Annotated in this window: 20 protein-coding genes; all 20 read left to right on the top strand. The window is 53.9% G+C overall.

The genetic code is table 11. The annotated features are described in order from the left end of the window. Positions 1-2 precede the first annotated feature (2 nt). Positions 3-2,351, top strand: coding sequence for a xanthine dehydrogenase family protein molybdopterin-binding subunit (locus V5G20_RS14985; RefSeq protein ID WP_171506229.1), 2,349 nt, complete (start codon positions 3-5; stop codon positions 2,349-2,351). Continuing rightward, the gene (locus V5G20_RS14980) at positions 2,348-3,220 is read left to right on the top strand and encodes an FAD binding domain-containing protein (protein ID WP_243014004.1); all 873 of its coding nucleotides are present in this window, start codon (positions 2,348-2,350) and stop codon (positions 3,218-3,220) included. The genes V5G20_RS14985 and V5G20_RS14980 overlap by 4 nt, the downstream gene beginning before the upstream one ends. Next, positions 3,217-4,101: an AAA family ATPase gene (locus V5G20_RS14975; protein ID WP_122958587.1), complete on the top strand. Its 885-nt coding sequence runs from the start codon at positions 3,217-3,219 to the stop codon at positions 4,099-4,101. The genes V5G20_RS14980 and V5G20_RS14975 overlap by 4 nt, the downstream gene beginning before the upstream one ends. Further along, positions 4,088-5,362: a vWA domain-containing protein gene (locus V5G20_RS14970; RefSeq protein WP_122958588.1), complete on the top strand. Its 1,275-nt coding sequence runs from the start codon at positions 4,088-4,090 to the stop codon at positions 5,360-5,362. The genes V5G20_RS14975 and V5G20_RS14970 overlap by 14 nt, the downstream gene beginning before the upstream one ends. A gap of 4 nt (positions 5,363-5,366) precedes the next feature. Next, positions 5,367-6,557 carry an XdhC/CoxI family protein gene (locus V5G20_RS14965; protein ID WP_338461141.1) on the top strand — a complete coding sequence of 397 codons (1,191 nt, stop codon included), beginning with the start codon at positions 5,367-5,369 and terminating at the stop codon, positions 6,555-6,557. A gap of 52 nt (positions 6,558-6,609) precedes the next feature. Then, the gene (locus tag V5G20_RS14960; RefSeq protein WP_003386900.1) at positions 6,610-7,305 is read left to right on the top strand and encodes a nucleotidyltransferase family protein; all 696 of its coding nucleotides are present in this window, start codon (positions 6,610-6,612) and stop codon (positions 7,303-7,305) included. Beyond that, entirely contained in the window at positions 7,265-8,152 is an 888-nt protein-coding gene (locus V5G20_RS14955) for a 5-oxoprolinase subunit B family protein (protein ID WP_003386899.1), read from the top strand. Before V5G20_RS14960 ends, V5G20_RS14955 begins: the two co-directional genes overlap by 41 nt. Next, positions 8,145-9,113, top strand: a complete 969-nt coding sequence (locus V5G20_RS14950; protein ID WP_003386898.1) for a biotin-dependent carboxyltransferase family protein — start codon at positions 8,145-8,147, stop codon at positions 9,111-9,113. Before V5G20_RS14955 ends, V5G20_RS14950 begins: the two co-directional genes overlap by 8 nt. A 25-nt stretch (positions 9,114-9,138) precedes the next feature. Further along, on the top strand, positions 9,139-9,393 hold the full coding sequence (locus V5G20_RS14945; protein WP_172920446.1) for an acetyl-CoA carboxylase: 255 nt from the start codon (positions 9,139-9,141) through the stop codon (positions 9,391-9,393). 71 nt (positions 9,394-9,464) lie between these two features. Further along, positions 9,465-10,232 (top strand): LamB/YcsF family protein, encoded by a 768-nt coding sequence (locus V5G20_RS14940; RefSeq protein ID WP_171506671.1) that lies wholly within the window; start codon positions 9,465-9,467, stop codon positions 10,230-10,232. Positions 10,233-10,493: 261 nt separating this feature from the next. After that, positions 10,494-12,488, top strand: a complete 1,995-nt coding sequence (locus V5G20_RS14935; RefSeq protein WP_172920445.1) for a sigma 54-interacting transcriptional regulator — start codon at positions 10,494-10,496, stop codon at positions 12,486-12,488. Positions 12,489-12,502: 14 nt separating this feature from the next. Next, the gene (locus V5G20_RS14930) at positions 12,503-13,390 is read left to right on the top strand and encodes a 5-oxoprolinase subunit B family protein (RefSeq protein WP_003386894.1); all 888 of its coding nucleotides are present in this window, start codon (positions 12,503-12,505) and stop codon (positions 13,388-13,390) included. A 1-nt stretch (position 13,391) separates the two neighbouring features. Beyond that, the gene (locus V5G20_RS14925) at positions 13,392-14,366 is read left to right on the top strand and encodes a biotin-dependent carboxyltransferase family protein (RefSeq protein WP_024984776.1); all 975 of its coding nucleotides are present in this window, start codon (positions 13,392-13,394) and stop codon (positions 14,364-14,366) included. 226 nt (positions 14,367-14,592) lie between these two features. After that, positions 14,593-14,979: a response regulator gene (locus V5G20_RS14920; protein WP_024984775.1), complete on the top strand. Its 387-nt coding sequence runs from the start codon at positions 14,593-14,595 to the stop codon at positions 14,977-14,979. A gap of 151 nt (positions 14,980-15,130) precedes the next feature. Next, positions 15,131-16,492 carry an ethanolamine ammonia-lyase subunit EutB gene (locus V5G20_RS14915; protein ID WP_122958590.1) on the top strand — a complete coding sequence of 454 codons (1,362 nt, stop codon included), beginning with the start codon at positions 15,131-15,133 and terminating at the stop codon, positions 16,490-16,492. Between the two features lie 21 nt (positions 16,493-16,513). Beyond that, on the top strand, positions 16,514-17,386 hold the full coding sequence (eutC, locus tag V5G20_RS14910) for an ethanolamine ammonia-lyase subunit EutC (RefSeq protein WP_003386888.1): 873 nt from the start codon (positions 16,514-16,516) through the stop codon (positions 17,384-17,386). Between the two features lie 408 nt (positions 17,387-17,794). Further along, positions 17,795-18,784 carry an ABC transporter substrate-binding protein gene (locus V5G20_RS14905; protein WP_122958591.1) on the top strand — a complete coding sequence of 330 codons (990 nt, stop codon included), beginning with the start codon at positions 17,795-17,797 and terminating at the stop codon, positions 18,782-18,784. Position 18,785: 1 nt separating this feature from the next. Next, on the top strand, positions 18,786-19,832 hold the full coding sequence (locus tag V5G20_RS14900) for a FecCD family ABC transporter permease (protein ID WP_003386886.1): 1,047 nt from the start codon (positions 18,786-18,788) through the stop codon (positions 19,830-19,832). Continuing rightward, positions 19,829-20,611 carry an ABC transporter ATP-binding protein gene (locus tag V5G20_RS14895; protein ID WP_003386885.1) on the top strand — a complete coding sequence of 261 codons (783 nt, stop codon included), beginning with the start codon at positions 19,829-19,831 and terminating at the stop codon, positions 20,609-20,611. The genes V5G20_RS14900 and V5G20_RS14895 overlap by 4 nt, the downstream gene beginning before the upstream one ends. A gap of 42 nt (positions 20,612-20,653) precedes the next feature. After that, entirely contained in the window at positions 20,654-21,235 is a 582-nt protein-coding gene (cobU, locus tag V5G20_RS14890) for a bifunctional adenosylcobinamide kinase/adenosylcobinamide-phosphate guanylyltransferase (protein WP_003386884.1), read from the top strand. Positions 21,236-21,288: the final 53 nt, after the last annotated feature.

Below are 21,288 nucleotides of genomic sequence, written 5' to 3'. Positions count from 1 at the left end.
CGATGGCAAATATGATCGGGACCCCTGTAAAGAGAAAAGAAGATCCTCGCCTGCTGACTGGCAACGGCATGTTTACCGACGATATGAAGCTGCCGGGAATGCTCCACGCCGCCTTTCTGCGCAGTCCGTTTGCGCACGCCAAAATTGTCCGCATCGACACTGAAACAGCGAAACAGTACCCGGGTGTTATCGCCGTATTTACCGGTGCCGACCTGATCGGCAAAGTGAAACCAGTCCCGACCATGTGGTATGTGCCCGGTGCAGATTTGAAAGCAAAGGACAGAAGTCCGCTGGCGTTGGAAAAGGTGCTTTATGCGGGTGAGGCTGTAGCGGTCGTTGTCGCCGAGGATCGGTACATAGCGCGTGATGCTCTCGACCTGATTTCCGTAGACTACGAGGAGTTGCCAGCCGTTACCCATCAGGAAAAGGCCCTCCAGGAAGGAGCGCCGCTCGTCCACGACGATGTGCCGCAAAACCTGGCTCTCCTGTGGAAAGCGGGAGAGGTGCCGGATGAGGCGTTTGAACAAGCGGAGGTGGTCGTCCGGCAACGGCTGTACAACCAGCGGGTGATCCCCAACCCGATGGAAACGAGGGCGGCAGTGGCGCAGTTCAACCCTGGCAGCGGCGAGATGACGATCTGGTGCACCTCGCAAAACCCGCATATTCATCGAATGATTTACTCGGGAGTCCTCGGCATTCCGGAAAGCAAGCTTCGCATCGTAGCACCTGATGTAGGCGGAGGTTTTGGAGCCAAGATCGCGACGTACACGGAGGAAGCGGTCGTCGGCCATGCAGCCAGAGAATTGAGACGGCCGGTGAAATGGGTGGAGGAGCGCCGTGAGCACTTCATGGCGACTACCCATGCCAGAGACGAGGTTATCGAGGTGGAGCTGGCCGGGAAAAAGGACGGCACCTTTACCGCTCTGCGGGTCAAAAACACCGCCAATCTTGGGGCTTATCTCTCGACATTTGGAGGCGGCTGTCCGACGATTGACTTCGGCCTGATGATTACTGGAGCCTACCACATTCCGCAGGCAGCAGTCGTAACGTACGGCGTTTATACCAATACGACACCGACGGATGCGTATCGCGGTGCCGGAAAACCCGAGGCGACCTTCCAGATTGAGCGAATCGTGGATCTGTTTGCCCGAAAAGTGGGAATGGACCCGCTGGAGGTCAGACGCAAAAATTTAATTCCAAAGGAATCCTTCCCCTATACGACTGCAATGGGCTTGTTGTACGACAGCGGAAACTACGAATTAACCCTTGAAAAAGCTTTGGAGGCGGTGGATTACGAGGCGCTGCGAAAAGAACAGGAGGAGCTGCGGGCACAGGGCAAACTGATCGGCATCGGCTTTTCCACCTATGTGGAGCTGTGCGGCTTTGGCCCCTCAAAGGTTGCCGGAGCGATCGGCTTTCAGGGCGGGGTGTGGGAAAACAGCACGGTCCGCGTCCATCCGACCGGCAAGGTTACCGTCTATACGGGCACGTCTCCGCACGGACAGGGGACAGCTACCTCTTTCGCGCAGATCGTCTCGGATAAATTGGGTGTCCCGATCGAGGACATCGAGCTTGTTCACGGCGATACCCAGAGCATTTCGATGGGTTGGGGAACCTACGGCTCGCGGACGACAGCGGTCGGAGGCGCAGCGGTAGCCATCGCGGCAGACAGAGTCGTGGCAAAGGCGAAACGGATTGCGGCGCACGAGCTGGAGGTCGCAACCGAGGATATTGATTTTGCTGGCGGCGTCTTTTCCGTAAAGGGAGTGCCCGGGCGAGAGAAGACGTTCCAGGAAATTGCCCGCTCAGCCAATTTCGCCTGGAATTTGCCGGATGATGTGGAGCCTTCGCTCGAGGCGCAGTCTTTCTTCGATCCGTCCAACTTCGTATACCCGTTTGGCGCACACATCTGCGTCGTCGAGGTAGACAAGGATACCGGAGAGGTAGCGCTCAGGAAATATGTCGCGGTGGATGATGTCGGCAAGGTAATCAACCCGCTTCTAGCCGAAGGCCAGGTCCATGGCGGGGTCGTTCAGGGAATCGGTCAGGCGCTCTGGGAAGGAGCCGTATACAGCGAAAATGGCCAGCTGCTATCCGGAACATTCATGGATTACACCATGCCAAAAGCGCGATTCTTCCCCAGAGTAGAGTGGCATTTTACCGAAACGCCTTCACCCGTCAATCCGCTCGGCGCCAAAGGAATCGGGGAAACAGGGACGACTGCCGCTCCACCTGCCGTCGTCAACGCAGTGATGGACGCGCTGCAGCCCTTCGGCGTCGATGACCTGGATATGCCGCTGACGCCGGAAAAGGTATGGAAAGCGATGCAGAACAGGAGGGAAGGCATATGATACCGACTACATTCGATTATGTTCGGGCTGACACCGTAGAGGATGCGATTCGCTTGCTGCAGCAAAGCAATGGGGAAGCGAAGCTGCTTGCAGGCGGACACAGCTTGATCCCGCTGCTCAAATTCCGTTTGACCGCACCCGGCACTCTGATCGACATCAGCAAGATTGGCGAGCTGCAAGGAATTCGGCGGGAGGGGAACCGCCTGGTCGTCGGAGCTTTGACTACCCACCACCAGCTTCACACAAGCCCGCTCATAAGAGAAACCATGCCGGTGCTGGCCGATGCGGCGCGTGTGATTGGAGATTTGCAAGTCAGACATCGCGGCACCGTGGGCGGAAATCTGGCCCATGCCGACCCGGCTGCCGATCTGCCGGGAGTGGCTCTGGCGTTGGATGCCATGCTGGAGGTACAGGGCGAGGACGGAAAAGAATTGCTCGAGCTGGACGGATTTTTTCTGGGACCGTTGGTGACAGCTCTGCCGGAGACCAGCCTGGTGACTTCTGTCTCCTTTCTGATTCCGCCGTCTGATGCAAAGAGCGTCTATCTGAAATACGCGCATCCAGCCTCCGGATACGCCGTGGTTGGCGTCTGCGCCGTCGTGGGGACTGATCCTGACGGGACGATCAACCATGCACGTGTCGGAATCAATGGTGTCGGCGATGTAGCGTACAGAGCGATCAGTGTGGAGGAGCGTTTGCTCGGTCAAAGGCCTTCGAGGGAGCTGATTCAACAAGCTGCCGCCCATGCTGCCGACGAGGGGGATATCGGCGGAGACCTGTTTGCATCGGAGGAATACCGCAGGCATCTGTGCCGTGTCTATACCGAACGGGCCTTGGAGCAAATTCTCTTGCCGGAAGGAACGGCATGAGCGGATACGATTTCGCTCTCATCGAACGCGACTTCTACCAGCACGGTTACGTGACGGATACGTCTGTTGCGACGGCTCTCCGCCTCGTTCTTTGTCTCGGCAAACCGCTGCTGGTAGAAGGACCGGCCGGTGTGGGCAAAACAGAAATAGCCAAGACGTTGTCTCGCGTATTACACACGCGGCTGATCCGTTTGCAATGCTACGAGGGGATGGACAGCCAATCCGCTTTATACGAATGGAATTATCAGAGGCAGCTCATTCGCATCAAGCTCGGCGAGGATAGCGGGCGGACGGCCGAAGAGCGTGAGGAGGAAATTTTTGGCCCGGCTTTCCTGTTGAAAAGGCCCATCCTTGAAGCTTTGACGGATGAAAACCGGGCTCCCGTCCTCTTGATCGATGAGATCGATCGTGCCGATGAGTCATTCGAAGCGTTTTTGCTGGAAGCCTTGGCCGAGTTTCAGGTCACGATTCCCGAGCTGGGGACAATCCGGGCGGTGCATCGTCCCTATGTCATTCTCACCTCGAACAGGACCCGTGAACTGAGTGATGCCCTGCGGCGCAGATGCCTCTATCAATGGCTGGCGTATCCGGATATGCAGAAAGAAGCGGAGATTTTGCGGGTGAGGCTGCCCGATATAAGCCAGCGCTTGGCAGAGCAGATTTCGCTCATGATGGCAAATCTGAGAGCACTCCCGCTGCAGAAGGTGCCGGGCGTAGCGGAAAGCCTCGACTGGGCTCAGGCGCTGATCAAGCTGCATCGCAGCGAGCTCGATCCATCTGTCGTGCAAGCGACGATGGGGTGCTTTGTCAAATACCGCGACGATTGGGAAACGGTGGAGGAGCAGCTGCGTTCGGGGAGGTTGCTTGTTGAAAAACGGTGATGCCAATTGCCTGGCACAAAATAGTTTGTCGCACCATCTGATTTGTTTTTCCCGGATATTGCGGGGAAGAGGCGTACTTGTCAGCCCGCAGCAAACGGCCGATGCGCTCCAATCGTTAGCTGTGCTGGATATTTCCGATGAAGCCCTGTTTCGCTACGGACTGCGCCTCAATCTCTGTTCGAGCCCGGAGGAGCAGCAGATATTCGACGAGGAGTACGAGCGGTACTTCCATGAAGAAGCCATCCGGGAGGACAGAAAGCCATCTCCTGAAATGGCAAAGCGAAAATCGCAAAAAGAGCAGTCTTCCCCGCCTGAAGCCTCTGCCCGGTCCGAGGAACGGCAACCAGACTTGGCTGATGCCGTTTGGAGGCCAGTTGATCAGGAGCTGGAGGCCGAAAGCACAAGGCAGGTCGGAAGACACGTCATTCCGACAGCGCCCTGGGAAGCAAGGAAACAAGTGCTCGTGCGCATCCCGACAAAGCGAAATCCTCTGATGGAGGAAGGTGCCAAGCAACTCATCGCGGAATTCCGGTTGAGGCAAAGGAGGGCGTGGCGACGCCAGCTTCGCGGCGCGCTGCTCGATTTTCGCCGTACCATTCGCAGTGGTTTGCAGACGGGAGGAGAGCCGCTCCTCCTTTCTTGGAAAAAGAGGAAGCCGCGAGAAGCCAATTTCTTGCTCTTTTGCGACGGAAGCAGGTCCATGAGCGGTTTTGCAGAAACGTTCCTGCAATTTGCCTATGCCTTGTCTGCCCGTTCGCGTCAGGTAGAGGTCTTTCTTTTTTCCACGAAGCTGCGGCGGATCAGCAGAGCGCTCCGGCATGCGAGGCAAGCTGATCAAACGGGCCAAACAGGTCAAACAGGTAAAACTGCTAAAACTGCCAATACGGCCAAAACGGCCAAAACCTCACCCCCTACCGTCATCGCAGAGTCGGCGGAATGGGGGAGCGGAACCCGCATCGGTGAATCTCTCCATACCTTTGTTCGGTTATACGGCGGCCGCCTGCTTAGAAAAGATACAGTAGTGCTAATCGCAAGCGACGGTTTGGATACCGGCGATGGGAGCAGGCTTGAGGAAGCCATGAAAACCATCTCCACAAAAGCTGCATGTGTGATCTGGCTAAATCCGCTGCTCGATGTGCCCGGCTATGAGCCGATTGCCCGCGGGATGCGTACGGCCCTGCCCTACATCGATGTCTTCGCATTTGCACGAGATCTTGGCTCGTATCGTACATTGGCCAAGACCATTCGTCTTTGGAGGTGAGTACATGAGAGATCATGCATGGATCATAAACATGATAAAGGAAGCGAAAACTTCCGGGAAGCGATACGCGATGGCAACAGTCGTACATGTCAAAGGATCGGCTTATCGCCGTGAGGGAGCCAAAATGCTTGTCGATGAGGAGGGGAAGTGCACAGGCATGATTTCGGGCGGCTGCCTCGAAGCTGATGTGTCGGAAGTAGCCAAACAAGTGCTGGAGACGGGGGCGCCAACTGTAAAAACGTATGTCATGGACGAAGACCTGGTCTGGGGCTTGGGACTTGGGTGTCCCGGTACGGTAGAGATCTACATTGAACCGCTGCTGCATGCCTGCTCTGCAAGCGATGAGCGGCAAGCATCAGCGGAGGGCAGCTTTGGAAATCAGGATGTGCCTACGCACGGCGATTCCGTTTATGACGCGTGGCTGTCTGCCATAGAGGATGAACGCGCAGGAATTCTCTTTACCCGATTGGACACGGTTGGAAGCGGCCAGACACCAGCGCCTTTTCGGCTGTTCGTGCCTGAGGCGGGAGAGAGTATTGGAAGTACCGGCGATTTGTCATTGGACTGGCTCGTGACTGCCAAAGCCAGGCAGCTTTTCCTCCAAAAAAATCCGAAGTCTGCTTCGCTCCGCGTTCCTTTCTCGGAAGAACGGGAAGCTGTAGTTTTTGCAGACGTGTATATTCCGCCTGCGGAAGTGATTATTTTCGGGGCAGGGCATGATGCCGTACCACTCGCAAAAACAAGCGTTGCCGCAGGATTTCGTACGACGGTGGTCGACCCGCGTCCGGCGTACAATACGGAAGACAGATTTCCTGGAACGACACGCCTGTTGACAGATGACAAAAACGGATTTGAGCCGTTAAAGATTGGGAATCGCAGCTATATCATCATCATGAATCACCATCTGGAACGGGACATCGAAGCTCTCCGCTTTTCCCTGCAAACGGAAGCGCCGTACATCGGGGTTCTTGGTCCGAGAAGCCGATGTGACAGAATATTGAAAATGATTGAGGGGCGTGGCGATCTTCTTCGGGAGGAACGGCTTGCCCGCCTGCACAACCCTGTCGGCCTGGACATCGGAGCGGAAACCGCGGAAGAGATCGCACTGAGCATCGTCACCGAAGTACTGGCCGTCCACAACGGACACCAGGGCCATTTTTTGCGCGGAAAAGAGAGAATTCACCAGCCTTCCTAGGTTTGGCCGGATATGTCGGAAAGTCAAGCCTGATACAGGCAGGAGGTTATTTGTGAACATCCAAATCGACGCGGTCATTTTGGCTGCCGGCTCGTCCTCCCGGATGGGCAGGCCAAAACAATTGCTCCCTCTCTCGGGTATGTTTCTGCTTGAACATGTGATCCATCAAGTGGCGGACTTTCCCTTTGCCCGTATTTTTACCGTAATCGGGCATCGGGCGGACTTGATTCAGGAGAAGATTCACATCGCAGACGACAGGTTTCAGTGGCTGATCAACCGTGACTATCAAGCGGGGCAGGGAACATCACTGGCTCTTGGACTCAGGCAAGTGACCGGTACACATCCGGCAGCCATGGTGTTTCTGGCAGACACTCCTTTTCTTCGGGAAGAGACGGTCCGCACGATCATAGAGTGTGGTCAGGAGCAGCTGCAGCAGGCCCCTGATCCATTCATGGTTCAGCCATACTTCGGAGATACCCCTGGACACCCGGTATTTTTTGGACACCTGGAAAATGGGCTGGAGTCGGTTGGGCCAGGCGATCGGATCGGGCAGAGGCTTGGGGAACAAATCAGACGTTTTCCGGTGCAGGTCGATGACCCGGGTATTTGCTTTGACATCGACACGCCGGAAGCGTATGAGCGAGCGGTCAAAATAGCGGCATTGAATAATGAGAAGCACGCGAATTTACATGGGGGTGAAGAAACCGATGAATCAGTTGCAGACGCGATACGAATACGGCGGGGATGAATTTGTCTTTGTCCAGCTTTCCGAGGAGATGAGTCTGGAGGCGAATTTTAAAGGTATGGCCATCACCAGGGAGTTGAAGCAGCGCGAGCTTCCCGGGATTGTAGATATTTGTCCGGCAAATGCCTCCTATATGGTGCGCGTCGATCCAGACGTGCTGCATCCGGAGGAGCTGATCAAGGAGCTGAAGGATATCGAGCAAAAGATGGCCGATCTGGACCACATTACGATTGCTTCCCGATTGGTGGATGTTCCCGTGCTGTTCGAAGACCCGTGGACACATGAAGCGGTCATGCGTTTTCGCGATCGGCACCAGGACCCGGAATCGACTGATCTGGAATATTCCGCCCGAGTGAACGGCTACGACAGTAAAGAAGCGTTTATCGAGGCGATCACGAGCGCTCCCTTTCTGGTCTCCATGATCGGATTTGTCCCCGGTCTGCCCTGGTGTTTCCAGATGGTCGCCCGGGAAAAGCAGATCGAGGTGCCGAAATACGTTCGTCCGCGCACGTTTACGCCGGAGCGCACGTTTGGCTTTGGCGGAGCGTTTGCCGTGATCTACCCGGTGCAGGGAGCAGGCGGGTATCAGATGTACGGGATTGCCCCTGCGCCGATTTATCAAAAGGAACAAACGCTGCCGGACTTCCGTGACTCGATGGTGTTCCCGCAGCAAGGGGACATTTTCCGTTACAGGAGTATTACGCGGGAAGAGTACGACCAGATCCGCAGCGAAGTGGAGAATGGTACCTTTGTCTACCGGAAAAAAGACTTTTCCTTTACCCCGCAAGAGGTTTTGGAAGACCCGGACGCATTCTCGGAAATGGTGCTGAGGAGGTTGTACCATGATTAAGGTAATCAAGCCTGGCTTGCAAACGACCGTACAGGATCAGGGGCGCATCGGCCTCTATGAGATCGGCATGCCACCATCCGGCGCCATGGATAAGTTCTCTTACACGGTTGGCAATCTGCTGGTCGGTAATCAGCGGAATGCAGCCGCTTTGGAAATCACGTACCTCGGTCCGGTCCTGCAGTTTGGACGAAAACTGCGAATCAGTATCACAGGCGGAAATATCCCGCCCAAAATCAACGGACAGCCGGTGGCGATGTGGGAAACGCTCGAAGTGCAGGAAGGAGATACGCTGTCGTTTGACTTTGTACAGTCGGGAGCGAGAACATACCTCGCCGTGGAAGGCGGCATTGACGTGCCGGTTGTGATGAATTCCCGCTCTACCTACACCTTGATCGGGATCGGCGGCTTTCAGGGCCGTGCGCTCGCGGAAGGCGATGAGCTTGCGGTGGGAGATATGCATGAAAAAAAGGTGCCGGTAGGAACGAGGATTGATCCTTCCCTCATCCCGGTGTTTCAGAAAACACATGAGATCCGCGTCGTCGTCGGACTCTGCAGCTATCGTTTGACAGAAGAGAGCAAGGCGGTCTTTCTGGAAAGCGAGTGGACGGTTACGCCGGAAGCCAACCGGATCGGGTATCGGCACAAGGGAGAGCGCCTGAAGTTTGTCGAGCGGCAGCAGCCGTTCGGGGCAGGCAGCAACCCTTCCAACGTGACGGACCTGGGCTATCCGATCGGGTCGATTCAAGTGCCGGACGGGGTAGAGCCGATCGTGCTTCTGCATGATGCGGTTACCGGCGGCGGATATGCGACCATTGCCACAGTGATCAGTGCTGACTTGAACCGGATGGCGCAGATCAAGACAAATGAAAAGGTAAAATTTGTTTCCGTTACGCTGGAAGAAGCGATAGGTGCAAGACGAAATCTCCGCGACCAGTTAATGAAAATTGCCGATGCGATCTGATAATGAACAAAAAGGAGGACTTGTCATGAGTGATAAAAAAGCGATTCTTTCCCCGCTTCCCGGTGTGTTTTACCGAAAGCCGAGCCCTGAATTGCCCGATTACGCCAAGGAAGGGGATGTCATCAAAGCAGGAGAGGTCGTCGGATTGATCGAGGTCATGAAAAACTTTTACGAGATCAAGGCGGAAGAGGATGTCCTCATTGAGCAGTTCGTGGTCGAGAACGATACAATCGTCGATGCCGGCCAGGAGCTTGTTCTGGTAAAAAGCCAGGCGTCTTGATCGCTAATGCGGACCCGAAGGCTTGTTTTCTGAGCGGGATATAGAACGTGCGAAAGGGGGATCTATCGTAGATGAGAGTAGACCTCAATTGCGACATGGGAGAGAGCTTTGGCCTCTATCAGCTTGGACAAGATGAAGAAATGATGAAGTACATCTCCTCGGCAAATATTGCCTGCGGCTTTCACGCCGGCGATCCGCACGTCATGAGACGGACTGTGGAGCTTGCCAAGGCGAACGGAGTCGGGATTGGCGCTCACCCCGGGTTTCCAGACTTGATGGGTTTTGGGCGAAGATATATGAAATGCTCACCGGAGGAAATCCGCGATTACGTCATGTATCAAACCGGAGCCCTGCGAGAATTCGCTGCATGGACAAAGACTGAGCTGCAGCATTGCAAACCCCACGGCGCCCTGTTCATGATGGCGATGGAAGATGAGCAGATTGCCAGAGCTATTCTGGAAGGTCTGGCCGCCCTCTCCGAAAAGATGATTGTCTTTGCGTTAAACGGTTCGGCAGTGGAGGAAGTGGGACGGCAGATGGGCATGCCAATCGCCCGGGAGGTGTACGCCGATCGGGAGCACACAGCCAATGGCTCCATTGTTCTCACTCGCCGGGGGCCTTCGATTACAGACAAGGAGGGAATGGCCCGTCGCGTCGCCCGCATGGTCACAGAAGGCCGGGTCCTGACGCCGGATGGCGAGGATGCTGAAATCAAGGCTGACACGATCTGTATCCACGGCGACACGCCTGGTGCAATCGATCTGATCAAGGAAATTCGTGCGGCGTTTGAACAGGCCGGGATTGAAGTGACACCGGTACGGGATTTGCTGTTTCATTAAAGAACGATTTCAGAAGGTCGATATCTTTGTATGGGCCAGGAAGCTGATCGGAGGAAGAACCGGTCAGCTTTTTCTATGTTGGACAGCATATTTCAAAAGTGAAAGAACGGAGAAGGTGTGGTAAAATGTAAAATGAGTGAAAAGTCGGAAAAGTAAAAATAATCGTCCGGAGGGGTCCTTGTGCTCGTTTGGAAAGATGTTTTACAAAAGGTTTCCGCACCAATTTCGAAAGACCGGACTTTGCAAGAGGCGATACTCGCCATGGAAGAACAAAAGGGAGAGCTGCTTTTCGTCAGCAGCGAAAACGATGAGATCATCGGGTATGTGGACAAGGATTCTCTGTTGAAACAACTGCAGAGCCAACAGTCGTTGCAAGGGAAAATTGCGTATCGGGCTGATATGGTGAAGGTGCCGGAAGAAGGGGCCATTTCGTTTTATCACAACATCTCTGTCGTACTCGGGGTTAATGAATCCGGAGCGATTACGGGCTATACGACAGCCAGGGATACAAAGAATCTGTTGAATGTATACAAGCTCCAGCAGGTAAACCGCATCTTTGACAGCTCCGGAATCGGAATTATCACGACCGATTCCGATTTTGAAATCACTTTCATGAATGAAACTGCGGAACAAATCCTCGGCCTTCCCAAACACGTCCTTCTCTATCGCAACTATAAAACGCTGATCACGGTCGAAAGAGATCTCGATGAAGTGCTGACCGGGAAACAAATGGTAATGGTCGAGTGCTCGATCAATTTTAAACGGACAAGCGGCAATATTTCCCCGTTGTATGAAAACGACAAGATTATCGGGATCGTTCACCTCTTCTCCAATCGGGAGAAGCTCGGGGATGCCGTCAACGAGCTCGAGTTTCTCCGCAATTTCAACGATGACTTGAAAGCTGTGTATTCATCGACGAACAAGCAGATTACCGTCGTCAATCGGGCAGGAACCATCATTCGCGTGGCGGGTACTTTTTTGCAAGGGTTTTGGGAGCAGGAGTCAGCAGAAAAACTGATCGGGAAAAACGTCTATGAGCTGGAAAAGGAAGGCGCCTTTTCTCCCAACATCACCGATTTGTGCCTTGCCCAAAAGAAGCGTTTGTCGCTGATCCAGGAGGCGAAAAACGGGAAAAAAGTCTGGTCGGTGGCGACGCCAGTCTTTCACGGAGACAAAATCGAGAAAATCGTGATTCTGTCGGAGGACATTACGAGCATTCACGAGCTGCGCGCCGAGCTGGAAATGGCCAAAAAGCAATCAGAGGAATACAAGCAGGAGCTGGACCAGCTATTGACACAGAAACATGACGGTCAGCGCAAGCTCATCTTTCGCTCGCAAGTCATGGAACGGTTGGTGGACGAGTGCAGGCATATCGCCAAAGTGGATTCGACCGTGCTGTTGTCCGGCGAGTCCGGTGTCGGCAAGGAGGTCTTTGCCAAAGCCATCCACGAGTACAGTCACAGACACAACGAGCCGTTCATTCGGGTAAATTGCGGCGCGATACCGGAAACCTTGATGGAAAGCGAGCTGTTTGGTTACGAAAAAGGAGCGTTTACCGGAGCGGATCAGCGGGGAAAGCCGGGACTGTTTGAGCTTGCTCACAAAGGAAGCATCTTTTTGGATGAAGTAACCGAGTTGCCTTACAACATGCAGGTAAAGCTCTTGCGTGTCCTGCAGGAAAGAGAGATGATGCGGGTCGGCGGCACCCGGACAATTTCCATCGATGTGAGAGTGATTGCGGCCACGAACCAAAATATTCACGAGCTGGTACGGAAAAATTTATTCCGCGAAGACTTGTACTACCGCTTGAACGTCATTCCCATCGATATTCCGCCCCTTCGCCAGCGTACTCTGGACATCATTCCGTTGTCCGTCCATTTTTTGCAGGTTTACAACCAAATGTACAAGCTGGACAAGGTATTGACCAAGGAAGCGCTGCATGTCCTGGAGGGATACCACTGGCCCGGGAATGTTCGGGAGCTGCAGAACATGATCGAGCGTCTGGTGGTGACGGCGAGGGAGGAGCATATCAGTGCCCGCGATGTGCTGTCCAACCTGTACGAAAGCAAGCCGCGCGATCAGGAGAAAAAACCGATCGTCCGTGAGATTATTCCTTTGAAAGAGGCGGTCGAGGAAGTAGAGACGCAGTTGATCAGTCTCGCCTTGCAAAAGTACGGGACCGCTGCCAAGGTCGCCCAGATTCTGGGCGTCAGCCCCGCGACCTTGAGCAGACGGATGCAAAAGCTGCTTTCCTGAAAGGAGGGGTGACGATGTTCACACTGCCCGAGACGAGATTCGACTTTGGCGGAGATGAATACATCTATGCGGAAATTTCCCGAGACATGAGCGAAGAGAGCAACTTCAAAGCACTGGCGATCACGAGCGAGCTGCGAAGAAGGCAAATCCCGGGCATTCTTGACATCTGCCCATCCAATTCTTCGTACCTGATCCGTTTTGATCCGGAAGTGATCCCGGCAGCGAATTTGCTCGATTATTTAAAGGAAATCGACATGACCAAAAGCAACCCTGCCGCTTTGAATCTCGAAGTCCGTATCGTCGAGATTCCAATCTGGTACGACGATCCGATCACGAGGGAGTACAGCAGACGCTTTCAAGAGCGCAACATCATCAAAGAAAACATCAGCAACTTTGAGCTCGTGATGAAGCTGAACGGCTTCAAGGAAAAGGAAGCCTTTATCGAGGCGCATTCCCGCAGTCCATACTTAATCTCGATGATGGGCTTTATTCCGGGAACCGCATGGGAGTACCCGCTGGGCCTCAGGAAGGATCAGATCATCCAGACACCCAAATACGCAAGTCCGCGGACGGATACGCCCGGAAGAGCTGTCGGCCTCGGAGGAGCCTTTACGGTGATCTATCCGCTGTCCGCTCCGGGCAGCTACCAGCTGATCGGAATGGCCGCGGTGCCAGTCTTTGATCAGTCAGGCAAGCTTGAGGATTTGCGCGACTCGTTTTTCCTGGCCAGGCCCGGTGACATCTGGAAGCATCGCCCGGTTGAAGAGCGGGAGTACAAGCAGATTCTTTCGCAAGTAGAAGCCGGGACGTACCGTTACCGGATGAAATACGTCGATTTTTCCCCGGAGGAATACTTCGCGAAAAGAGAAGCGTACATCAAGCAAGTAATGGAGGACTTTTAATATGCTGCGGATCAGGGATGGCGGCTTGCAGACACTGGTTCAGGATATGGGCAGAAAGGAGTTTTATCATCTGGGGGTGCCGCCTTCGGGAGCCGCTGACAAATACTCCTATGTACTGGGCAATATTTTGCTGGGGAATCCGCATGATTACGCCGCCTTGGAAATTACGCTGCTCGGTCCGGTGATTGAATTTTGCAAAAGGACGGTAATCGCCATAACGGGAGCTCCATGCGAGGTGAGGCTCAATGAGCAGCCGGTGCCGATGTGGGAATCGCTGGTGATACAGGAAGGAGATATGCTCGCATTTCGGATGACCACGCAGGGAGTCAAAACCTATCTATGCGTATCCGGAGGCATTCAAGTGCCGGATGTCCTCGGCTGCAAGTCGACCTATGTGCTTAGTCAATTAGGCGGCTTTCACGGCAGAAAGCTGCAGGCGGGCGACGAGGTGCAGATCGGAGAGCCTTTGCCCGGCGTTTTTCACCAGGTTGGCCGGCGAATTCCCGACGAATACATCCCTGCATTTTCGAATGAGATGGACATCCGGGTGGTGGTGGGCTTATCCAGCTACCGCTTGAGTGATGAAGGGATAAAAACATTTCTCAACTCGGAGTGGCAGGTGGGGCTGGAGTCAAATAATATCGCCTACCGATATACAGGGGCCACCGTATCGTTCAAACCGTTCGATCCGCCGTTTGGAGCGGGAAACAACTCATCCAATGTCGTCGATATCGTCTACCCTATTGGCGCGATCATGGTGCCAAACGAAAAAGAATTGATCCTGCTTTTGCGCGATGCGACAACAGGAGGGGGCTTTGTCACGATCGGAACGGCCATCAATGCTGATCTCGACTTGATCGCCCAATCCAGGCCGAATACGAAAACGCGTTTTTTGGCAGTCACCGTGGACCAGGCAATCGAAGCGAGGTTGTCCAAAAAGCGAAAAATTTTGGCCGTGCAAGAGCTGCTCCGTTAAAACCACGTTTTTGCCAGAGGACATTAGGACTGGCGGACGACATGAATAATCGGTATAATATGATTATTCCAACTATTATTTAGGTGCTTCTTGCCCTACGCATTTCGGCAGTCTTTCATGGCAACAGCCGTCTGCAAACCGTGATGGCGACAATGGCGTCAAAGTCTCGGGGAGAAGGACGGAAAATGGGCGGCCACGATCCATCTCATGTAAAGGGGGAGGAGAATTGCGTCAGCGCTACAAAATACTGGTCATCGACGATGAGCCGATCACCCGGATGGATATCCGGGAAATGCTGCAAGAAGTAGGCTATGACGTTGTAGCGGAAGGCAGAAATGGTAAAGAAGCGATCGAATTGACGCAAAAGTGGAAGCCCAATCTCATTATTATGGACGTAAAAATGCCGATCATGGACGGCCTGAAGGCGACGAAAATAATTCGGGACACCTCAAACTCGGCTGTTCTGCTTCTCACGGCCTACAGCCAAAGAGAAATGCTCGTCGAGGCAGAGAGGGCCGGCGTTTGCGGCTATCTGGTCAAGCCGGTTTCCGAAGAAGAGCTGCTGCCTGCTGTAGAGATGATGATTGATCGTCACAGACAGGCAGAGGCGTGAGCATTCACCTGCGAACCGTAAAGTTGATATTGGAAAAGCGACGGCGCTTTGAGTGGGGACAACCATGTTGTCCTGTATTCAAGGCGCTTTTTCTTTTTGTACTGCCCATGAATAAAGACCGCTTGCCAGTCAAGCGAGGGAGGAACGAGATATGAAGTTGTCTTGCGTAATCCGGAAGCAGCACTATCAATTTTCATCTGTCAAAGATGTTTTGGCCAAAGCAAGCGAGGAGAAGTCGGGTGACCAAATGAGCAGGATCGGCGCCCAGTCGGCCCTGGAGAGGATGGCAGCCAAAGTAGTGCTGAGCGAGATGCTGCTATCTGACATCTATGAAAATCCCGTTATTGCCTATGAAGACGATGAGGTCACACGCATTATTTACGACGATCTCAATTTGACCGTCTACAATGAAATCAAGCATTGGACAGTGGGTGAACTGCGCGATTACATTTTGTCTCGAAAAGCCCGCATGCCAGAGCTGACCAGGCTTAGCCGCGGACTTACCAGCGAGATGATAGCGGCGGTAGCCAAGCTGATGTCCAGCATTGATCTGGTCATGGCTTCTCAAAAGATGAGGTACCAGGCCTATTGCAACACATTGATTGGAGAGCCGGGGCGCCTTGCCTTCCGCTGTCAGCCCAATCATCCGATCGACGACCCGGAAGGCATCCTCGCCTCGATCAAAGAGGGGCTCTCCTACGGATCAGGCGATGCAGTCATCGGAATCAATCCGAATAACGATTCGGTTGAAAGCGTTACCAAGCTGCTCGTCATGTCGCATGAATTCATTCAACGCTGGCAAATCCCGACGCAAAACTGCGTACTGGCTCACATTACTACGCAGATGCAGGCTCTCCGGAACGGCGCTCCTATCTCGCTGATGTTTCAAAGCCTGGCCGGTTCGCAAAAGGCAAATGAGGCCTTCGGTGTCTCCAAAGAAATTTTGGACGAGGGCATGGAGTTGATGCTTCGCTACGGAACGGCGACCGGTCCCAATGTGATGTATTTTGAAACAGGGCAAGGGTCTGAGGTATCTTTGGATTCACACGAAGGAGTCGATATGCAGACATTGGAATCTCGAACCTATGGTTTTTGCAGGCACTGGAAGCCGTTTATGGTGAATAACGTTTCCGGCTTTATCGGTCCGGAGACGCTGTATGACGGCAGGCAGATGATCCGGGCGGATCTGGAGGACTTGTTTATGGGGAAAATGCACGGACTGCCGATGGGCATCGCTCCCACCTATACGAATCACATGTACGCAGACCAAAATGATCAGGAAATTGCCGGCATGCTGACTGCTTTGGCAGGGGCGAATTTTTACATGGGCGTGCCCGGGGGAGATGACGTCATGCTCAGCTACCAGGATACGAGCTATCACGATGACGCGAGCCTGCGGGAAATACTCGGGCTGAGGCCGTTGCGGGAATTTGAACAATGGCTGGAAAAGATGGGGATCATGGAGGACGGCAGGTTGACTGAGTATGCAGGAGATCTGACGATTTTTGATTAGAGTGGCGGGAGGCGAAGAAACATGAAGCAGGTTAATCTTGATGAGCTTGTCGATCGCGTGTTGGTTGAGCTGGCAAAGCAGAGTTCCTCGTCGGCAAAAAAAGAGCCACTTCAGGCGGGGGCTCATTCAAGTGATCCCATATACTTTCCGGAGGACAAAGAAATGGGGGTCGAGAAGCCGAAGGACCGGGAGTCGCTGGAAAGAGCGATGAGTCGGACACCTGCACGTATCGGGATCGGCCGCGCGGGAACGAGAATGAAAACGCGGAGCTACCTGCAATTTCGGATTGATCAGGCAGCAGCCCGAGACGCGGTGACGAAGGATATCGGCGAAGATCTTCTGCGTGAGCTGGGTCTGCCCATCTTGCAGACGAAATCTGCCGATATGCAGGAATACCTCATGAATCTGGAATCGGGGCGCAGACTATCCGATGAATCCGTGCGATGGCTGGAGCAGAACGGGGATAAAGGAAAGGATGTGCAAATCGTCGTATCCGATGGACTCAGCACATCGGCGATCGAAGCGAATATTCCCGATCTGCTTCCCGCCCTCCTGCAAGGTTTGGCTTTGCGCAACATTAGCACGGGAAAACCTGTATTTGTAAAACGGGGACGGGTCTGGGTACAGGATCAGATCGCCTCTATCGTCAAGTGCAAGGCGGTCATATCGCTGATCGGCGAGAGACCTGGACTTGCTACCGCGGAGAGCCTCAGCGCTTATATGATCTATCAGCCAAGTGCACAGACAGTGGAATCTGACCGGACGGTTATTTCCAATATCCATCGAGGGGGGACGCCGCCGATCGAGGCTGGGGCCTATCTGGCAGAGCTGCTCGATGATATTCTGCGTTATCAGGCAAGCGGCGTGACTCTTGCCAGGTTGAGATCAAGATAAGCTGGGGCGAGCCACTGGGGCTGAGACAGATGAGAATGATGAACCAGATGAAATGACTGAGCGGGTGAAAAAGACGAAATAGATGAAATGACTGAACAGAAGAATTGACAGAACAGTTGAATTGACAGAACGAATGAACTAACTGGATGCGGAAGGGCGGTTGCAGAAGCAAACCGCCCCGAAACCAAATGACAGAGGAAAATGAGGAAAGAAGCATGCCTCTGCTGCGGACAAGAGCGGAGATATGTTTCTTTTTTCATGGCCGCAATGATATAATGATAGGCGCCCTGATGTACGTGCCCTCTGTTTTCCACTTAGGAACAAAGGGCGTTTCGCTGCGTCCGGGCTGCGGGATACAGGGTTGAGCGACCGGTTTCCTCGTATTTCTTGAAAGAAGGGAAGATTCGTATGAAACGCTGCATGTTTCTCCTGTTTTCACTGTTCGTGGCGATCAGCCTGGCGGGATGTGGGGAGGGTAGCCAACCGGCGAAACAATCCGAGCAATCATCCACACAACAACCACCTTCTCAAAGTACAGAGGCGAAGAGCGAAAAAGCAACAAGCTATCCCTTGACAATAAAGGATTCTACCGGTCAAGAGCTGACTTTTGCCAAGGCGCCGGAGCGGATCGTCTCTGCCTCGCCAGCTGAGACGGAAATCCTGTTTGCGCTTGGGCTCGGCGATAAGGTCGTCGCTGTTTCCGATTACGACGACTACCCCGAGGAGGCAAAATCGAAGCCGAAGGTGGGCGGGGTTCTCTCGCCTAATGAAGAAGCGATCCTCGCGCAAAGCCCGGATCTCGTCGTTGGCGGTATTTCCATGAAAGAGGATGTCGTCACAAAATTGCGGTCCCTGGACCTGCAGGTCATTACGCTGCGTCCGAAAGTGGTTCAGGATATCATGGAAAACATTTTGCTTTTGGGACAAATTACAGATCATCAAGTTCAAGCGGAAGAACTGGTTTCCCGGATGAAAGCCGATATCGGCAAGGTGACAGACGCTGTCAAAGATTTGAAGCCGGAAGAAAAGAAGAAGGTGTATTTGGAGTTTTCAGCAGGGTGGACAGTCGGGAAGGGCGAGTTCCTGGACGAGTTGATCACGATGGCAGGAGGCATCAACATCGCCTCCGACACCCAGGGCTGGAACCCGGTCAGCGAAGAAAAAATTGTGAAGGAAGATCCGGATGTGATCTTGTTTGCGCAAGGCTTCACAGATGAAAAGACAGGCGAAACGTTGGACCAAACCATTCGGAAAAGAAGCGGCTGGGACAAAATCAAAGCGATCCGGGACAACCAGGTGATCGGCTTGGACCATAATATTCTGTCCCGACCAGGTCCGCGCATCACACAGGGATTGTACGAAATGGCCAAAGCCATTTATCCGGAGCGGTTGAAATAAAATGAAAGCACGCTTCCTGTTGTTCGGAGGGGCAGGTGTACTGCTCCTCTTTCTGTCTGTCGGCATGAGTCTTTCGCTGGGCTCGGCAGAACTGCCGCTCACACAGGTCTGGGGCATTCTCCTGCATAAGCTGCCGGGAATTGGGACATTGATAACTGTCCAATGGCCGGAGTCTGCCGAGCAAATCGTCATGAAGGTTCGTTTTCCCCGCGTTCTGCTGGCTGTATTGGTGGGGGCTTGCCTTTCATTGGCCGGGGCGGGCTTTCAAGGGATATTGCGCAATCCGCTGGCTGATCCGTACACGCTCGGGGTCGCATCCGGCTCTGCGATCGGAGCGGCGACGCTTATTTTATTTGGATGGCAGTTCAGTTTGCTCGGTCAGTGGTCCGTTCCGCTCGCTGCCTTTACGACGGGTCTGATCAGCTTGTGGCTGGTAATCAGGCTGGCGCATTCACAAGGCAAAATACATATTGAAACGCTGATCTTGTCAGGTGTCGTTGCTCAGGCGTTTCTCGGGTCGATTGTCTCCTTTCTCGTCTCCCTGTCTGACCAGGTCGTCAATGAGATCGTCTTTTGGCTGATGGGAAGCCTGGCTTTCCGCGGGTGGTCTTTCTCGGTCGTATTGCTTCCCTGTCTGTTTCTCGGTCTTATCATTCTGATGGGGTATGGACGGACGTTAAATTTGTTCGCTCTCGGCGAGAGGCAAGCGGCGCATCTCGGTGTGCAAGTGGACCGTACGAAGCTGGTTGTACTCACAGTGTCGACCCTGCTGACAGCCGTAGCGGTATCCGTATCGGGAATTATCGGATTTGTCGGACTGGTTGTACCGCATCTGGTGAGACTGATGGCCGGACCTGATTACCGCCTGCTGCTGCCTATGTCAGCGCTCTACGGGGGAATCTACGTACTGTGGGCCGATACTCTGGCCCGTACGCTGCTCAGCCCGACAGAAATACCGTTGGGCGTCGTGACGGCTTTTCTGGGTACACCTTTCTTCGCTTATTTGCTGCGGAAAAAACAGCGTGCCGGAAAGGAGGGAGAAGCTTGATTCGCGTCGTGGATGTGTGGAAGTCATACAACGGCAAGTCCGTGCTGCAGGACATCGCCTTTGAAGTGAAGCCGGGCGAGTTTTTCGGGATTATCGGTCCAAACGGGAGCGGCAAGTCTACCCTTCTAAAGCTTCTGTCTGCCGTGGAGGCGGCTGATCGCGGACAAATCTGGCTGAGGGGAAAACAGGCCGAAGCGCATCAGCGCAAGGACTTGGCTGCGTGGCTGGCTGTCCTGCAGCAGGAGCCGTTGCCCTCTATCGGGTTCAGTGTGAGAGAGGTCGTGGAAATGGGCAGGTTTCCGTATCAAAGCTGGCTTGGGACGGAACGGGGAGACTCGGCTCCGCTGATTGATGGCATTTTGCAGACGCTGGGTCTGACGGAATTGCAGCATCGGACATTGGAAAAATTGAGCGGCGGGGAAAAACAGCGCGTCGGACTGGCCAAGGTGATGGCTCAAGAGCCAGAGCTGCTGCTGCTGGATGAGCCGACCACCTTCCTGGATATCGGCTATCAAATCCAGTTGATGGACACCGTTCACCGTTGGCAAAGGGCGGAGCAGGCAACAGTAGTTGCGGTACTGCATGATCTGAATCTGGCTTCTCTGTACTGTGACCGGATTCTCCTGCTGGACAAGGGACGGCAGATCGGGGTAGGAAAACCCGGCGAGCTGCTTCGCGAGGACTTGATTTATGAGGTTTACGGGATCAGACCTATCATTCTCGACCACCCGTTCCATCATTTGCCCCAGATGCTGCTCCGATCTGCAAAAGATTCATAAATCGAGCCGGCGTCTGCTTTTTTCAGACAAGGAGGCTGTACGATGATTTCGTTGATAACCGGAGGCGTCAGAAGCGGAAAGAGCAGGTTTGCGGCGAGCTATGCAGCCCATCTGGGGCAGAGTGCGTTGTACGTAGCAACCGCCACGATTGGCGATGAAGAGATGCGGCAGAGGATTGAGCAGCATCGGGCGGAGAGAGCGCGCTCAGCATTTCCGTGGCTGACAGTGGAAGAGCCGTTCGATTTGTGCGGCCTTTTGGACAAATGGAAGGGCGAGCCTCCTATTATTAACCGGGAAACAGTGATACTCGTAGATTGTCTGACGCTTTGGCTGTCAAATTGGCTGCTTCGGTATGAGCACGAACGGCCGGTGGAGAACGTCACTCGCCTGATCGGAGAATTGACGGACACAGTAAAGACCTTCCCCGGTACGGTCTTGCTCGTGTCCAATGAGGTAGGGTACGGCGTCGTCCCGGACCATTTGCTGGGGAGACAGTTTCGAGATTTGGCGGGTATTCTTAATCAGCAGGTAGCCAGCATCAGTGACCAAGTATTTTTGGTCACAGCAGGAATCCCGATCGAGATAAAAAGCCGGGCGTATCGCTTCGATACGGGCTGTCAATAGCCACCATTTAGATGGAGCGGCATGTATTTTTTGAAGGCGAAAGGCCTACCTAA

The organism is Brevibacillus borstelensis, from assembly GCF_036700025.1.
Lineage (GTDB): Bacteria > Bacillota > Bacilli > Brevibacillales > Brevibacillaceae > Brevibacillus > Brevibacillus borstelensis.
Note: the sequence above shows the minus strand (reverse complement) of the source record. Positions and strands in the feature narration are given on the sequence as shown.